Source organism: Spiroplasma attinicola, assembly GCF_023509825.1.
In the GTDB taxonomy this organism is placed as follows: domain Bacteria; phylum Bacillota_I; class Bacilli_A; order Mycoplasmatales; family VBWQ01; genus Spiroplasma_D; species Spiroplasma_D attinicola.
Genome location: NZ_JAKQXY010000001.1, coordinates 310,884 through 327,565, shown reverse-complemented (window position 1 = coordinate 327,565; position 16,682 = coordinate 310,884). Strand labels below are relative to the sequence as shown.

Annotated in this window: 16 protein-coding genes; 9 read left to right on the top strand and 7 right to left on the bottom strand. The window is 27.2% G+C overall.

Features of this window, described 5'->3' with window-relative positions; all coding sequences use genetic code 4:
* Positions 1 to 3: 3 nt before the first annotated feature.
* Complete coding sequence (locus LT335_RS01585; RefSeq protein WP_249728136.1) at positions 4 to 270, bottom strand: hypothetical protein; 267 nt, start codon at positions 268 to 270, stop codon at positions 4 to 6.
* Positions 271 to 655: 385 nt separating this feature from the next.
* On the opposite strand from LT335_RS01585, the gene rpmG reads away from it, so the two are divergent.
* The 3 genes from rpmG to nusG are packed head-to-tail and all read left to right on the top strand — an operon-like array spanning position 656 to position 1,927.
* A complete protein-coding gene (rpmG, locus tag LT335_RS01580) occupies positions 656 to 811 on the top strand; it encodes a 50S ribosomal protein L33 (RefSeq protein ID WP_249728135.1) in 156 nt (51 codons plus the stop codon).
* Positions 812 to 821: 10 nt separating this feature from the next.
* Entirely contained in the window at positions 822 to 1,274 is a 453-nt protein-coding gene (locus tag LT335_RS01575; RefSeq protein ID WP_249728134.1) for a PH domain-containing protein, read from the top strand.
* Between the two features lie 26 nt (positions 1,275 to 1,300).
* Positions 1,301 to 1,927 carry a transcription termination/antitermination protein NusG gene (gene nusG, locus LT335_RS01570; protein ID WP_249728133.1) on the top strand — a complete coding sequence of 209 codons (627 nt, stop codon included), beginning with the start codon at positions 1,301 to 1,303 and terminating at the stop codon, positions 1,925 to 1,927.
* Between the two features lie 151 nt (positions 1,928 to 2,078).
* On the opposite strand, the gene LT335_RS01565 is transcribed toward nusG, so the two are convergent.
* The 4 genes from LT335_RS01565 to LT335_RS01550 all read right to left on the bottom strand — a co-directional run bounded on the left by LT335_RS01565 (position 2,079) and on the right by LT335_RS01550 (position 9,617).
* Positions 2,079 to 3,344, bottom strand: coding sequence for an Mbov_0401 family ICE element transposase-like protein (locus LT335_RS01565; RefSeq protein ID WP_249728132.1), 1,266 nt, complete (start codon positions 3,342 to 3,344; stop codon positions 2,079 to 2,081).
* A 481-nt stretch (positions 3,345 to 3,825) separates the two neighbouring features.
* On the bottom strand, positions 3,826 to 8,430 hold the full coding sequence (locus LT335_RS01560) for a beta strand repeat-containing protein (RefSeq protein ID WP_249728131.1): 4,605 nt from the start codon (positions 8,428 to 8,430) through the stop codon (positions 3,826 to 3,828).
* A gap of 66 nt (positions 8,431 to 8,496) precedes the next feature.
* Positions 8,497 to 9,207, bottom strand: coding sequence for a hypothetical protein (locus tag LT335_RS01555; protein WP_249728130.1), 711 nt, complete (start codon positions 9,205 to 9,207; stop codon positions 8,497 to 8,499).
* Between the two features lie 182 nt (positions 9,208 to 9,389).
* Positions 9,390 to 9,617: a hypothetical protein gene (locus LT335_RS01550; protein ID WP_249728129.1), complete on the bottom strand. Its 228-nt coding sequence runs from the start codon at positions 9,615 to 9,617 to the stop codon at positions 9,390 to 9,392.
* Positions 9,618 to 9,789: 172 nt separating this feature from the next.
* Between LT335_RS01550 and LT335_RS01545 the strand changes: the two genes are divergently transcribed.
* From LT335_RS01545 to rplA, 3 genes are all read left to right on the top strand, one after another.
* A complete protein-coding gene (locus LT335_RS01545; protein WP_249728128.1) occupies positions 9,790 to 9,927 on the top strand; it encodes a hypothetical protein in 138 nt (45 codons plus the stop codon).
* Between the two features lie 167 nt (positions 9,928 to 10,094).
* Complete coding sequence (gene rplK, locus LT335_RS01540; protein WP_249728127.1) at positions 10,095 to 10,529, top strand: 50S ribosomal protein L11; 435 nt, start codon at positions 10,095 to 10,097, stop codon at positions 10,527 to 10,529.
* Positions 10,530 to 10,537: 8 nt separating this feature from the next.
* Complete coding sequence (rplA, locus tag LT335_RS01535; protein WP_249728125.1) at positions 10,538 to 11,221, top strand: 50S ribosomal protein L1; 684 nt, start codon at positions 10,538 to 10,540, stop codon at positions 11,219 to 11,221.
* 280 nt (positions 11,222 to 11,501) lie between these two features.
* Here the strand turns inward: rplA and LT335_RS01530 are convergent, their stop codons facing one another.
* Both LT335_RS01530 and LT335_RS01525 read right to left on the bottom strand, forming a co-directional pair.
* Positions 11,502 to 12,920, bottom strand: coding sequence for a hypothetical protein (locus LT335_RS01530; RefSeq protein WP_249728124.1), 1,419 nt, complete (start codon positions 12,918 to 12,920; stop codon positions 11,502 to 11,504).
* 47 nt (positions 12,921 to 12,967) lie between these two features.
* On the bottom strand, positions 12,968 to 13,909 hold the full coding sequence (locus LT335_RS01525; RefSeq protein WP_249728123.1) for a hypothetical protein: 942 nt from the start codon (positions 13,907 to 13,909) through the stop codon (positions 12,968 to 12,970).
* Positions 13,910 to 14,175: 266 nt separating this feature from the next.
* Between LT335_RS01525 and LT335_RS01520 the strand changes: the two genes are divergently transcribed.
* The 3 genes from LT335_RS01520 to LT335_RS01510 all read left to right on the top strand — a co-directional run bounded on the left by LT335_RS01520 (position 14,176) and on the right by LT335_RS01510 (position 16,676).
* Positions 14,176 to 14,889 (top strand): ABC transporter ATP-binding protein, encoded by a 714-nt coding sequence (locus LT335_RS01520; RefSeq protein WP_249728121.1) that lies wholly within the window; start codon positions 14,176 to 14,178, stop codon positions 14,887 to 14,889.
* A 3-nt stretch (positions 14,890 to 14,892) separates the two neighbouring features.
* Positions 14,893 to 16,176: an FtsX-like permease family protein gene (locus LT335_RS01515; protein WP_249728120.1), complete on the top strand. Its 1,284-nt coding sequence runs from the start codon at positions 14,893 to 14,895 to the stop codon at positions 16,174 to 16,176.
* A 113-nt stretch (positions 16,177 to 16,289) separates the two neighbouring features.
* A complete protein-coding gene (locus LT335_RS01510) occupies positions 16,290 to 16,676 on the top strand; it encodes a hypothetical protein (RefSeq protein WP_249728119.1) in 387 nt (128 codons plus the stop codon).
* Positions 16,677 to 16,682: the final 6 nt, after the last annotated feature.

The following is a 16,682-nucleotide window of genomic DNA, read 5'->3' as shown; positions in this document are numbered from 1 at the left end:
CTTTTAATTTTTAACTTGACCGGTTAGAATAATATTATTGTTAATTGTGACTCATCGAATTACAAAATGATTATTTGAACAAATAAAATAAAGATGCCAACGAATTTTGTTAATTTGTTTGGCATCTTGATAGATTAGTTTTTTATTACATTTTACTTGTTTAATTTTTTGATAATTATCAGCGGCACAATAGTTATATATTTTATTAGCATAAGATAATTTTTGATTTTTGATCGGCAAATATTTTTTAATAATTTCGTTAATTGACATATTTTACCTCCCAATTAAGTTTTTAAAATAAATATTTATTGTCCTTTTGAGACTATAGCACTTTGATGCTAGTATTGTTTTTGGTTAGGGTTACTAGCCCCTTAAATTCATTAATGTACCAATAATTAATGAATGATTAAAATCAATATTAAGTTAAGTAAATAAGTGAATTGAAAAGGCTAACAGATTTTCTTTTTGATTTTTGAAGTGCTTGGAGTAAGAAAGAGACTTTTATGTTTAAATGAAAGGTAGGTAACATAAAATTTTTTTCAAAAAGGAATTGTTAGGAGCAATCCGGAAATATTTTTATTCAGTCTTTTAAATTTAATAAATTGACAGTGATATCAATTAATACTATAATTATTAAGTATTTTAGGTGAAAAAAATGAGCGAAAGTGAAAAAGTAATTTTAATTTGTACTGTATGTTTAAATCGTAATTATCAAACATACAAAAATAAGTTAAATCATACAAAAAGATTAGAAATCAAAAAGTTTTGTCCTCATTGTAAAAAGCATACCTTGCATAAAGAATCAAGATAGGAGGCTTACAGTGGCAAAAAAAGTAAAACGTTCAACAGAAAAAAAAGTAAAAGTTGAAAAGCAACATATTAATCGTGAAAAAGTTGAATTGTTAAAAAATAAATTTAATATTTTCCGCAAAGTTAAGCCTTTAAAATTTAGAAATTCTAAACCTAGTCAAGATAAATTTGATCCGCGAAATATTGATGACAATAAAATAATTGATATGAATGCAATTTGAGAAAAATCAAAAAAAGAACGAACAGCAGAAGAAAAATATTACTATAGAAGCGAAGTAAGAACTTATCATAAATATTTCTTCTTGTATTTATCAAGAGAAGTAAGAAGAATTAGATGAACACCAAGAAAAGATTTAAATAAGAAATTTTGAATTACAGTTTTATTTATTGCTTTTTTTGCCGGTTTGTTTGAAATTCTAAATTTAATTTTGGCTAATTTATTCCGATTAGCTAGAATTACTTAATTAAAAAATGGAGATGTTTTACAATTATGAATAAAAAAAATGAACACGATATCAAAAATGTAAATGATAATGAGAATCAAACAACAAGTCAAGCAAGTAATGCACAATGATATGTTATTAATTGTAATAAAGGGCATGAAAGACGAGTTTATGAAGATTTAAAACAAAAAATTGAAACTTTAAATTTGAAAGATAAAATTTTTGATATTAAAATTGTTGAAGAAACTATTACTAATAAAGATAAAAAGCCCGAAATAAAAAATGCTTTTCCAGGATATATTTTTATTAATATGATTATGACTGACGAAACTTGATATGATGTTCGTAATACTCCAGGTGTAACTGGATTTATTGGTTCTAGTGGTCGTGGAATTAAACCACTGCCATTATCTGAAAAAGAAGTTAATACAATGTTACATCGTGATAATAAACAACCTAAAAAAGAATCAGTTGTTAAAAAAGATAAAAGTGATGAGCGAGATTTTCAATTGAATGATTATGTTCATATTATTTCAGGTGCTTTAAAAGGACATGAAGGACAAGTTTCACAATTAGATGATGATAAAGGTGTAGCTACTGTTAATATTGATTTCTTTGGTCGTTCTACTCCAGTTAAAGTAGAATATGTTGCTTGTAAAAAAATTGGATCTTAAATTGAATATAATTTATTTATCGACTTTTTAACTTATAGTTAAAAAGTTTTTTATTTTTTATTTTTTTATATTATAAAAATAACGATAGACTATTAAATTTGGTAGATAGTTTTATAATTTTATAAACCTTAAATTCTCTTAAATTATAAATCTAATTATTTTTTTGTCATGCAATATGCAAATTAGAGTTTCATTGTTCAACAAAAATTTCTTTAAATAAATCAATAATATTAATTTTATTAACACTAGCAAAATGTAAAGTTAAAATTTTTAGATAAATTTCTTTACTAAATGCTTTTGAACCATACCCTAATAATCACTTAACATGATGAGAAATTGTACTTTCAATACTACAACCAATATTAAAATCATATTTTTGATTACTAATTCCTTGATTTCGTTCATTATGTTGTAAATAATATTTTAATTCTTTTAATTTTGTGATTTTATATTGATCATTAAATCAAGGTTTTGATAGAATTTTAATCATTTCCTGATACTTTCCATTAAAAAATGCTACTCGCAAGTTTTCATAAACTGGTTGCATTAATTTATTATTAGGATTGAATAATTGTCTTAGTTTTCGAATCATATGAAAACGATCAAGAAGATAAATGCTATTAGGTCAATATTTTTGACAATTTCTAATTCATGATGCACCGTCACCACTAATAATTATTTTGATTTTATCAATATTGTTATAAAAAGTTTTGGCAAGATTTTGAATTTTTTCAAACATTAATTGATTGTCATAATATTGATTCTTTTTATTTAAAAACATAAATATTCTTGAATTTTTTAAGATTTTTTTATTCGGTCTTGATTTTTCTAAATCGTAGCCAGTGTGAAATAAAATTACTCGGATTCGGTATTGTTGTTTTTTATTATTTTCTTTTAAATTTAAAAAAGTATCATCAATGTTGACATATAAATATTGATCTAATTTAATTGGCTTAACTTTTTTCATTGTAATTTCTTCTAATGAATCAAGTTTAATTCGATTAATGATATTAGTAATTGTGTTAGTTGTAATATTTAAGTGTGGAAAACAATCGGAAATATCTTGATAGCGTTTTCCTTTAGCAATTAATGATAGGATTTTAATTTGCAAATGTGTTGTAATTCTTTGATATTTTTTAATCCCCAGTGCAATGTCAGAAAGATAAACAAAACGATAACCAGTTTTATTTCAGATTAAATAACGATGTCTTTTATATGTTAATTTACCAAAAATAGTTATTAATGTTCTTTGTCTTGTTCCATGTGGTATATAGCCATTTTCTTTTCTTCATTTTGAGTTAAAAATTTCTTTATCTTTATTTTCATATTCTTGTTTTAAACTTAGTAATGCATAATTAAAAATATTTTGATTTTTTCTTTCATAAAAATTAAGATGATTTTCAAGTATTGAATGCATTGCGTTCCCCTCTTTTTCTAAATCGATTTAGATACATATAAGTATAATTTAGCAATAATATAAAAGGCACTATTTTTTAATAGTGCCTTTTATTTAGTTTTATTATGATTGCAATTCTTCTAATTTATATATTTTTAGCCGAGATTATTCATTACCCTCACTTCTGAAAGTCATAAAAACACCATTACTGCCAGCACCAATTTTCTTTAAAGTCTTCATAATCATCAGATAGAACTTGGATAGTTGTTCTTATTTGACTGTCAGCTTCTTAATTTTTATAAATTTCAAGACATTAATTGGTTTTATTAATCATAGTACAAGAAAATATATTTTTTCTTTAATAAATTATTTCCTAAATTTACAAAATTTAATATCTTATTTTTTATGAAGTTATTTTAAATTTAAGATTAATTAGTCTCCTAATTATTAATGTTAGTTAATAGGACATTATTAAAAATAGTGTTTTTAGTTAATTTGTTGATTATATATTGATATTTTTATTTTTGAATTCATTTAATAATAATTTTTCTTCTTCTGCTCTTGCTGCTGAAAACGATCCATCAGGGTCGTACTGTCATAATTGTGATTTTACAAGTACAAAACCATAACTTGTTGCAGGATCACTTGTATTATCTGTAAAATTAAGGGCTCCAAGAGTACTAGTAGGTATTCAACTTATTTGATAGTCATTATTTGTTCCAATATCAAAAGACGGATTAGAAACTGCTGTAGGAAAATTTGAAAGGAAATGACTTAATAATATTGGTCTATTTGCTATCTGATTATATTTAACTCAACCATCAGGCATTGTTGTTACTGATAAAGGCATGTATTTATATTCTCCTGGAATGTAAGGAGATATTGTTAAATCTCCACTTCCTAGTAAACTTTGACTGTTAATTGTTTTGATGTTTTGAGTATCTCCAGTATCTACTAGTGTGTCTTGTTTATTTGTTACTAATTCATTGATAGCACCGACAACAGTTTGGTCTGTAGTTGTTAAAGTTGTATCAGTTTGATCTTGTTTAGCATTAATTTGATCAAATGTAAGATAAGCACTTGTCCCTCTTTTTGTTAGTGCTTTAACGAAAATTCCTACTGTTGTTGCATCAATAGAACTAGCATCAAAATTGACTTGATTATTTAAAGCATTAACTTTAGTACCAATATTAGTATTTAATTCATTAATTCCGCCAACGATAGTTTTGTTTGTAGTTGTTAAAGTGTTGTCTGTGATGTTTTGTTTTAGGGCATCTTGTGTATCAACGTAAGTTGTGTCAGCTTTTGTGCTGATTGAGTTTGTGATTGTTGTGTCTTGTTGGTCGACATAACTTTTACTTGTTAGTGAGTTATCACTGGCAGCAGTTCAGTCTAGGTTTGTTGCTTTGTATTGTACGAAGTTATTATTTTCATTGTCGTAGATTTCAATGTTCTCTTCTAGGGGTGAACTTCCATCGACACTGATTTCTATGTCTCCAGTACCAAGTAGTGAAGTGCCGTTAATGGTTTTGATGTTTTGGTTGTCGCCATTATCAACTAGTGTGTCTTGTTTTGTAGCTATTGATGTTAGGTTTTCGTTAATGGCATTAATAATAGTTTTACTATTTGTATTTAAACCACTAAATGGTTTTACTGTTCCAATTGAATCACCTAAAGTAGAATAATTTGCATATAATAAGTTACCTGTTTGACCTAAAGATGAATCTGTTTTAATATACATATTATTATTACTATCAAGTTGAAGAGCATTTCCTGCACTTGGATTACCTGGATTAGTTCCAGTTGGAAAAGTTAATGTTCCTTGTTTGCCAGTTACTAATTCATTAATAGCTCCAACAATAGTTTTAGATGTTGTGTTTAAAGTACTATCATTTTGGTTTTGTTTAGTAGATATTTGACTATCAACATAGGTGAAAGAAGTTTTAGTTCCACTTAATTCGTTGATTGCTCCAACTACAGTTTTATCATCAGTGTTTAAAGTGTTGTCTGTGATGTTTTGTTTTAGGGCATCTTGTGAGTCAACGTAAGTTGTGTCAGCTTTTGTGCTGATTGAGTTTGTGATTGTTATGTCTTGTTGATCAACATAACTTTTACTTGTTAGTGTTTCGTCACTGGCAGCAGTTCAGTCTAGGTCTGTTGCTTTGTATTGTACGAAGTTATTATTTTCATTATCGTAGATTTCAATGTTATCTTCTAGGGGTGAACTTCCATCGACACTGATTTCTATGTCTCCAGTTCCGAGTAGTGAAGTGCCATTAATGGTTTTGATGTTTTGATTGCTTCCACTATCAACTAGTGTGTTTTGTTTGTTAGTTACTAATTCGTTAATTCCGCCAACAATGGTTTTAGTTGTTGTTGTTAGGGTGCTGTCATTAATATTTTGTTTTGTATTGATTGATGTTACATTTTCGTTGATTGCTCCGACAATGGTTTTGTTTGTAGTTGTTAAAGTGTTGTCTGTGATGTTTTGTTTTAGGGCATCTTGTGAGTCAACATAAGTTGTGTCAGCTTTTGTGCTGATTGAGTTTGTGATTGTTGTGTCTTGTTGATCGACATAACTTTTACTTGTTAGTGAGTCATCACTGGCAGTAGTTCAGTCTAGGTTTGTTGCTTTGTATTGAACAAAGTTGTTATCTTCATTGTCGTAGATTTCAATGTTATCTTCTAGGGGTGAACTTCCATCGACACTGATTTCTATGTCTCCAGTGCCAAGTAGTGAAGTGCCATTGATAGTTTTGATGTTTTGGTTGTCGCCATTATCAACTAGTGTGTCTTGTTTGTTAGTTACTAATTCGTTAATTCCGCCAACAATGGTTTTGCTTGTAGTTGTTAAAGTGTTGTCTGTGATGTTTTGTTTTAGGGCATCTTGTGAGTCAACGTAAGTTGTGTCAGCTTTTGCGCTGATTGAGTTTGTGATTGTTGTGTCTTGTTGATCGACATAGTTTTTACTTGTTAGTGAGTCATCACTGGCGGCAGTTCAGTCTAGGTTTGTTGTTTTGTATTGTACGAAGTTGTTGTCTTCATTGTCGTAGATTTCAATGTTATCTTCTAGGGGTGAACTTCCATCGACACTGATTTCTATGTCTCCAGTACCAAGTAGTGAAGTACCGTTAATTGTTTTGATGTTTTGACTGCTTCCATTATCAACTAGTGTGTTTTGTTTGCTAGTCACTAATTCATTAATTCCACCAACAATGGTTTTGTTTGTAGTTGTTAAAGTGTTGTCAGTGATGTTTTGTTTTAAGGCATCTTGTGTATCAACGTAAGTTGTGTCAGCTTTTGTGCTGATTGAGTTTGTGATTGTTGTGTCTTGTTGATCAACATAGTTTTTACTTGTTAGTGAGTCATCACTGGCGGCAGTTCAGTCTAGGTTTGTTGTTTTGTATTGTACGAAGTTGTTATCTTCATTGTCGTAGATTTCAATGTTATCTTCTAGGGGTGAACTTCCATCGACACTGATTTCTATGTCTCCAGTTCCGAGTAGTGAAGTGCCGTTGATGGTTTTGATGTTTTGAGTATCTCCAGTATCTACTAAAGTATCTTGTTTGTTAGTTACTAATTCGTTAATTCCACCAACAATGGTTTTGTTTGTAGTATTTAGTGTATTGTCAGTTTGGTTTTGTTTGGTTCCGATTGATGTTAGGTTTTCGTTGATTGCTCCGACAATGGTTTTGTTTGTAGTTGTTAAAGTGTTGTCAGTGATGTTTTGTTTTAGGGCATCTTGTGTATCAACGTAAGTTGTGTCAGCTTTTGTGCTGATTGAGTTTGTGATTGTTGTGTCTTGTTGGTCGACATAGCTTTTACTTGTTAGTGAGTTATCACTGGCAGCAGTTCAGTCTAGGTTTGTTGTTTTGTATTGTACGAAGTTGTTCTCTTCATTGTCGTAGATTTCAATGTTATCTTCTAGGGGTGAACTTCCATCGACACTGATTTCTATGTCTCCAGTTCCGAGTAGTGAAGTGCCGTTGATGGTTTTGATGTTTTGAGTATCTCCAGTATCTACTAAAGTATCTTGTTTATTTGTTACTAATTCGTTAATTCCACCAACAATGGTTTTGTTTGTAGTTGTTAAAGTGTTGTCAGTGATGTTTTGTTTTAGGGCATCTTGTGTATCAACGTAAGTTGTGTCAGCTTTTGTGCTGATTGAGTTTGTGATTGTTGTGTCTTGTTGGTCGACATAGCTTTTACTTGTTAGTGAGTTATCACTGGCAGCAGTTCAGTCTAGGTTTGTTGTTTTGTATTGTACGAAGTTGTTCTCTTCATTGTCGTAGATTTCAATGTTGTTGTCTAGGTCTGTGCTTCCACCTTCAATAGTGATGTCGCCTGTTCCAAGTAGTGAAGTGCCATTGATGGTTTTGATGTTTTGGTTATCACCATTGTCTATTAAAGTATTTTGTTTTGTACTAATTGATGTTAAATTTTCATTAATAGCTCCAACGATAGTTTTGTTTGTAGTTGTTAAAGTGTTGTCAGTGATGTTTTGTTTTAGGGCATCTTGTGTATCAACGTAAGTTGTGTCAGCTTTTGTACTAATTGAGTTTGTGATTGTTGTGTCTTGTTGATCAACATAACTTTTACTTGTTAGTGTTTCGTCACTGGCAGCAGTTCAGTCTAGGTCTGTTGCTTTGTATTGGACAAAGTTGTTATCTTCATTGTCGTAGATTTCAATGTTGTTATCTAATTCTGTGCTGCCACTGCCACCTTCAATAGTGATGTCGCCTGTTCCAAGAATTGATTGACTATTAATTGTTTTGATGTTTTGATTGCTTCCATTATCAACTAGTGTGTCTTGTTTGCTAGTCATTAATTCATTAATTCCACCAACGATAGTTTTGTTTGTAGTTGTTAAAGTGTTGTCAGTGATGTTTTGTTTTAGGGCATCTTGTGTATCAACATAATCTTTTGAAACACCACCACTGCCACCACCATTTTCTTTAAAGTCTTCGTAATCATCAGATAGTACTTGGATAGTTGTTCTTATTTGACTATCAGCATTTGCTCGTGTTCTTGCTTCAGTATTTAAACTTTCAACAGTTGCATATTGAACAGCAGCTGTTGAGATTGTATTTTTATTATTTTCTTTCATATCTTTCTCCTAATTAATCAGAGAAAAAGCAAATATAGTTAAAAGTAATTTATATAATTTGTTATTTTAATTATTGGGTAATTGAAAATTAATTGTAAATGAACCTGTTAATTTTGTACTACTTGAAATGGCGTTAACAATTATTTTGTCATTATAATCAGCATATGTTGCACCAGAAACAATTAAATTTAAACCATCGATTTCGTAATCAACGCCTTCTTCAGTTAGTTGACCTTGACTTAATATTTCATTAACATTAAGACTAATTGTAAGTTTAAGGTTAGCAGCTTGAATATTACTTAAAGCATCTGCTGTAGGAACACTAATAGTTGCTAAAGGATCACTACCACGATCACTAATATTTTCTGTACCTTGTAAGTCTACTACTAATTCTCCTTTAGCTTTGGTACTGCTTTTAACAGCAGCAACAGTAACATTAATTGAATCTAGTCTAACCCCTGCTTCAATATCATCTAACTCATTAACTGTATAGTCAATATTAGGTTCTAATTCTAAATTATCCATTTTTTCAGTGATGTTTTCTTGAACACCAGTTTTTATTGTATTTGCTTCGTCTTCTGTTATTGAATCCATATGTCCGACTTCTGCTAAATAACTAATATTTTGTGAGCTTAAATCTAATCTGCTGTCATTGCCATTACTATGTTTATTAACTCCTGTAATTAGGAAATATAAAAGAAAAGCAAGAGCGATACAACCTAAAACACCTGCAAGTAAAACTGATAGTGAAAAATTTTTAGGATTTTCCTTTTTCAAAATTAATTCTCCAATTTACAATAATATTTTTAAATTTAAATACATTAACTAATTAAATTATATTATATTATCGTAAATATTTTGCGTTTATAGATATTTAGACTATTCAAATTAGCAATAATAGTTATTTTAAAATCTATGGATTTTAGAAAATTATAGGATTATTAAATTATTAGTATTAATTAAAGTGGAATTTTGTATCAAATTCCTCTTGCACTGCGACGATAACCATCTTTTCTTTTTGCCTTGCTGTAGGATGCAATAATAGAGTTTTTACTAGTTTGATATTTTTGATGACCTTTGGTATAACCGTAAACTTTTTTTATTGCTTCTTCTAAATTTTCGTAAACTCCAAGACATTGATCAGTTTTACTATCATATCGTGCAAGAAAATAGCTTTTTTCTTTCATAAATTACTCCCCTAATTTATAAAAATTTAATATCCTATTTTTTTCATAATGTTATTTTGAATTTAAGATTAAGTAATCTACCAATTATTAATGTCAGCCGGTACTTGTCAATAATTAAAATTAATAATAAACTAGGTACAATATTCAAGATTTAAATTAAGGAGCAATTAAAATGAAAAAGGATAAAGAATGATTTCAATTAATGGGTTTAAAAGTTGTTTTAATAATTTTGCATATTATTACTTTAGGGATTCCAAAGTTAGTTAAAACAATTGATAGTAAAATCACAGCAATTACTAGCAAATTGTAATTAATAAAAGTAGGTAGTTAGGAGTTTTTATTTAAATAACGATATTGCAGATTTTTATTATTAATGTTATTATTTATGGGTACTATTTTCTCAAAATTTATTAATAGTGCCGTGTGGAAGATTTAATCGCTATTACCACAATGAGAACGCAAAAGGAGATGTTGCTCATGGCTCAACAAGATTCAAATATTAGCCGAATTGCAACAATTCAATTAAACTGTGGTTTAGCTAAACCAGGTGCTAGTCTAGCTTCTTTTGGAATTGATATGCCAAGATTTTGTCGTGAATTTAACGATAAAACTAAAGATCAAAAAGATGAAGTTAATCCAGTGCCAGTAACAGTTAAAATTGTTGCTTTTAAAAATAAAGATTTTCAATTTACTATCAAGACTCCCCCAACAACTTTTTTAATTAAAAGAACATTAAAAATTGAAAAAGGGAGTGCTAATGCCAAATTAACAAAGGTTGCTACTTTAACTAAAGAACAAATTACTGAAATTGCTAAGATTAAGATGCCTGATTTAAATGCTTATGATTTAGAAGCAGCAATTAAAATTGTTGCTGGAACAGCAAAAAATATGGGTATTGAAGTTAGCGAGTAAGGTGCAAAATGAATAAAAAAAGTAAAAGATACCAAGAAGTAGCGAAATTAGTTAATAAATCAACAGTCTACTCAATAGATGAAGCTATTGCATTAGCAAAACAAACATCAACTTTAAAATTTGACGGAACAGTTGAAACAGTTTTCCGTTTAAATCTTGATCCTAAAAAAGCTGACCAAATGCTTAGAGGTTCAATTGTTTTACCTTCTGGAACAGGTAAAACTCAGAAAATTTTAGTAATTACTACTATTAAGGAAAGCGAAGCAATTGATGCTGGTGCTGATATTGTTGGTGATAAACAAATGATTACTCGAATTCAAGGTGGATTCCTTGATTTTGATATCATTATTGCGACACCAGAAGTTATGCCAGAATTAGGAAAAATTGGTAAGATTTTAGGACCAAAAGGTTTAATGCCAACTGCTAAATTAGGAACAGTAACAAATGATGTTGCTAAGGCAGTTAACGATGTTCGTAAAGGAAAAATTGAATATCGTGTTGACAAGAATGGTAACATTCATGTTATCTTAGGAAAATCTTCATTCTCAGATAGTCAATTAAAAACAAATTACCAAGCAATTTTAAATACTTTAAGAAAAATAAAACCTGCTACTGTTAAAGGTGCTTATATTAAAAATATTAGTATTAGTACAACAATGGGACCCGGAATTAAAGTTGCAATTGAAGAATAAAAGATAATTATTATTATCTATAAGTGCAGTGATATATGACAAAATATATCACTGCTTTTTTATTGCAAAATAATAAAGATATCCCTTCAAACTTTAAATGATTAAAAGGATATCTTTTTCAAGTAAAATTCCAATATGATTAATAAAGTAAATAAAATGCTTCGTAAGATCTTTGGATAACTATTTTCCAAAAATTTATACGAAGCATTCATTTTAATTATTAAGGTAAGTTGAAATTTCAGTTTATATGATTTTTTAAATAAAATTCAACTTATTTTTATTAATTAATATTTCCAAGGTAATCAATAAAATATGTTTTATTTCTGGCATCATCTCAGATCATATTATCTTTTTTGAACACTCCAATATAATAGGGTGGCATAAGACCATTTAATTGAACTTTAATACCATTACCAAAATCAAATCGACCAAAACTTGCTGCAACATTAGAAGTTAAATTTCAAGAATAAATATTAAATGATTTTTTAAATCCTTTATTATTAGTAAATTGAAGATTATGAGTTCTAAAAAAACTAAAATATCAGCCAATAGTTGTTCTTGAATTTTTAGAACTTGCATAATCAAAAGCTTTAACTAGGTTATCTTTATGATCTAAATAAATAAATAGTTTAATTCCTTCGCGAACATTTATATCAGTACTACTTGCAAGTCCTTGACCTGTGATTTCAAATAATTTTAAGTTTCAACTTAATTTTACTTCGCCTTGATAATATTTAGATTCTGGTTTAGCTTTTAAAACTATTGAAGTAGCTTGTTGCTTTTCTAGAATTAAATTAGCAGCATTTAAAGATTTACCTAAATATTTTTCAATTTGATTAGTAATAATATTTAAATCATTAGCGTCTAAAAATCCTTCAGTACCTCTAATTTCTTTAAATTTAAAATCTTTAAAAATGTCATTTAGTAAATTACGATTATCTTTATGATTAATTAATAAATTAGTTTCTTGATTTTTTATATCATTATAGTCGTAATGAATTTTAGCATAAATAGTACTTTTATTTTTTAAATCGTCATTTGTGATTTCAATACCTTGCTCATTAGTAATTTTATTTAAAGAAAATAGATATTGACTAAAATTATTTTTCATTTCTTCAGTTAATTCATTTTTAATAAATTCTGGAGTAATTGCATCTTTTAAATCTGCTATTGTGGCACCAATATTAACTTCGTTATTGTAAAAAATTGAGTTAATTTCATTAACAATTTGTTGATCTTCAACTTTTACAATGATAATTAGTTTAGCGGTTTGTTCTTTTATTGTTCCATAATTATAATTAAATTTTCCGTTAATTATATTTGTTACTGCTAAATCACTATCTAGTATTTCTTGATTTGAATCATCAGTAATTTTATTTAAAGAAAATAAGTTATCATTAAATTCTGTTCTAAGTTCATTAATTAATTGACTCTTAACAAATTCAGCATTAATTAATGCTTTTAAGTGTGTTACAGTACTTTTCACTGCTATTTCTTTAATATATGAATATGATGTTCTGTTAATTTCACTTGCTATATTTTCATCGGTTACATTCGTATAATTATTTTGTTGTGCAAAATATGATTTTAAATTACTTTGATTTTCTTGATGAGAAATAAGACTTAAAGAAGTTGGTACTGTAATAGTTAGAATACCAGTCATAGCTAGCATTTTTTTCAAATTTCAATTTTGTTTCATAATTAATACCTCCTAATTTTTAATTTAATTTTTTTATTTTGATAATTTTAAAATAATAAGGATGAATTAATTCAACTAATATTACCTAATTTGTCAATGGCATAAGTTACTTTTGATAAAGGATTTCATTGATTTAATTTTTTGTCAAAGATTTTAATATATTTAACAGAATTTTCAGAAAATTTAGTTTGAATGCCATTAGTAAAATTAAAACCATTAAATAATTCTGATAATTGTGAAGTTAAACTGCTACCATAAATAAGGAAGGTTTTATTAATATAATTACCATTAATAAAGAAAATACTTAATTCTTCATCTTCATTGTTAGAATTGATAGTGATATTATTAATATTTTTATATCCTGCTAGATCAAAAAATTTAATTTGTTGATCTAGCGAATCAAGATAAAAATAACCTTTCAGTCCTTTACGAACATTTATATCACTAGCATTTGGTACTTCTGTTCCTCAAACTTCAAATAATTTTAAGTTTCAAGTTAGAATTACTTGATTATAAGAATTTTCTAAATCATTTTTATTTTTAACAATAATTGAATTACTTGTTTGATTTTCTAATACTAAACTTTCTGGGTCTAAGATTTTTTTAGTATATTCTTCAACTTGCTGAGTAACTATACTTAAATCATTACTATCTAGAAATCCTTCAATACTTCTTTGATCTTTTAATTTGAAATTTTTAAAAACTTCATTTAATGATAGCGCTTCATTTGGTGTTTCACTTGGTGGGTCCGTAATATCATTTGGTGTTTCAATAGGCGCTTCATTTGATGGTGGTTTTTCACTTGGTGGCTGTGTGTCATCTTTTGGCACTTCAATAGGTATCTCACTTGGCGGTTGTAAGACATCATTTTCTGGTGATGGATTATTTTTTGTTTTTCCACAAGCAACTACACTTAAAGAACTTGGAACTACGACTGATAAAATCCCAATCGCTGTTAGCGTTTTTTTAAAATTTATTTTTTCTTTCATATAATTACCTCCTTGAAAATGTAATTGCTTAACTATATAGGTTTTTTTAGTAAAGGTCAAGCATTAATTTAAATCTCTAAAATTTTTTCTTTATTATCATTAATCATTTCTTTTTTAACTTCAAAACTTAAATTATTTTTTTTGTACCTTTTTTATATTAGACATAATAAAATAACTGCTCTTTTTTTATGATTAAATAATAGTAAAAATTACTCCTATACTGTATAATCTTATGTAAATGATTTATCGATTGGTAGGAAATAAGAATGAAGGAAAATTTAAATAATAAAATTATTTCTTTAAAAAATGTTTCGTTTTCTAATGTTTTAAAAAATATTAATTTTGAAATTAAAACAGGTGAAATTATTGCTATTATGGGTAATAGTGGCAGTGGTAAAACTACACTTTTAAATCTTTTATCTGGTTTTATTATTGCTGATCAAGGTGAATTAATAGTTTTAAACCAAAATTTAAAGAAAATGAAAAATAACAAATTAGATATTTTTCGTCGTGAAAACATAACTTATATTTTTCAAGATTACAAATTAGTTAATTACTTAAATGTTAAAGAAAATATTAGTTTAATTCAAAAACTTAATCATCAAAAAATTGATAAAGAGAAATTTAATAGTTTAGTTAACGAACTTGGTTTAGACAAGTTAATTAATAAACCAGTTACTCAATTATCAGGGGGGCAAAAACAACGAGTAGCAATTGGTCGTAGTTTAATTGGTTTGCAACCATTAGTTTTTGCTGATGAACCAACAGGAGCTTTAGATTTACCAAATCGTAATTTAGTAATGAATGAATTAATTACTAATGCTCAACGCTATCAAAAAACTTTAATTGTTGTTACACATGATTTTGAGGTAGCATTAAAAGCACAGAAAATTATTTTTATTAAAAATCATCAAATTGATGCTATTTGAAAAACCAACGAAGTTAATCAAAGTCAAGTTCGCAAAAAATTAGAGGAATAAGCAATGAAATTTGTTTTTCAAACAATAAAACATTATTGAATTAATCATTTATTAACAACTTTGGTTTTTATAATTTCAACTTTGGCAATTGCTACTTTCACTTCTTTATTTATTAGTGCTTTAATTTATGATCGCAATGCTAAGAATCAAGTATTTTTGTTTTTTTTGATTCTTTTTGGTGTTAGTTATATTTTGAGTTGATTCTTAGTTACTCAAGTTTTAAAATTAAATTTTAAAGTTCGAATTCAAGAAATTAAAAATTTTCGTTTTTTAGGATTAACTTTTCATAAAGTTTATTCTTTATTACTAAAAGAATTCCTTTTAATTTCAATTTTACCATTAGTTATTGGTTTGACTTGTTATCCGATTTTGACAAAAAGTATTATTCATTTATTTCAAAATCAAGATATTTTAACGAATGATTTTAAACTTAATCAAAATCCTTTAATTTATTTAGGGATTATTATTTTAACTTGATTATTAATTTCCTTAGTTACTTATTCAACTATTTTTTCAACAAAAAAACATTTTTTAATTAGAAACTTGAAGCAAAAGTCAAAACAAAAAAAAGCAATTATTATTAAAACAATTTTTGGTGTGATAATTATTATTTGCTTTATTTTATTAATTAGTTTTTTTCAAGATAAAGTTTTATATTTATTTGGTGGAATTATCTTTTTAATTGGTTTTACTTTAGCTGGCTTTACTTTAATAAAAGGATTTTTTTGATGTTGAAAATTTATTATTCAAAAAAGATATTTATCTTATTTGGGGGCGTCACGGTTTTATTATAATCTTTTTAAAATTGTTGTTTTACTTAGTTTGGGAATTTTGATTTTTAGTTTGGCAAATTTTTCTTTTAATACTTTGAACGAAGCAGAAACAGGAAATTTTCAAGAAAATATTTGAGGAAGAGCCCTAAATTTAGTCGCAATAATTTTAAGTTTTATGGTTTGTCTTTTTGGATTAATTGTAATTTTAGTAACTAGTTATCTTTATTTTGATGCTTATCAGCAAAATAATTATGATTTAATGCAATTAGGAGTTAAAAAAAGACAAATTTACTTTTTAAATCTGATTGAAGGTTTGATGATTAGTATTGCAATTTTAATTGTTAGTTTGATTCCTAGCTTAATGGTTGATATCATTTATCATGATGTTGCAGCTGTAAACAATATTGGTCTTTGATTAGGATTAACTGGAATTGTTGTTTTACCTAATATTTTGATGCCAATTATTTGTGTTACTAAATCATTAAAATTTTCACAAAGAAAAGATAAAAATTAACATAATCAAAATTTTTATTTTTTTGATAAAAATTTTTTTGTATAATTATATAAGTTATTACTTTTAGAACTAACTAATAAAAAAATTCCTTAGTATGAAAGGAAAGGATAATAATGAATTTTTTAAAATGACTTAAAAAACAAAATCGATTAATTAGATATGGTAATTATAGTTTGGCAATTGCTTTAGTTGTATTAGCATTAGCATTAATTTTAATTGGAACCGCTAATTTTGTTCCTAAGGATGCTAATATTGTTGATTCAGACTTAATTGGTAGTGGTTTTCAAGTTATGGTTAATCATAATATTTCTGAATTTTTATCAAGTCAGGGAGTATCAGCCTTATCGCAAAGATATACTCAGATTTTTGATTTTTCTTCTGCTCCATTAGCACAATTAATAGCTGGGATTGTTTTTTTAGTAATTGTTTTACCGATTTTTGGTGGTTTTGCTATTTTATTATTAGCTAGTGGTTATTTCAAGCGATGATTATATACATAAGATTAC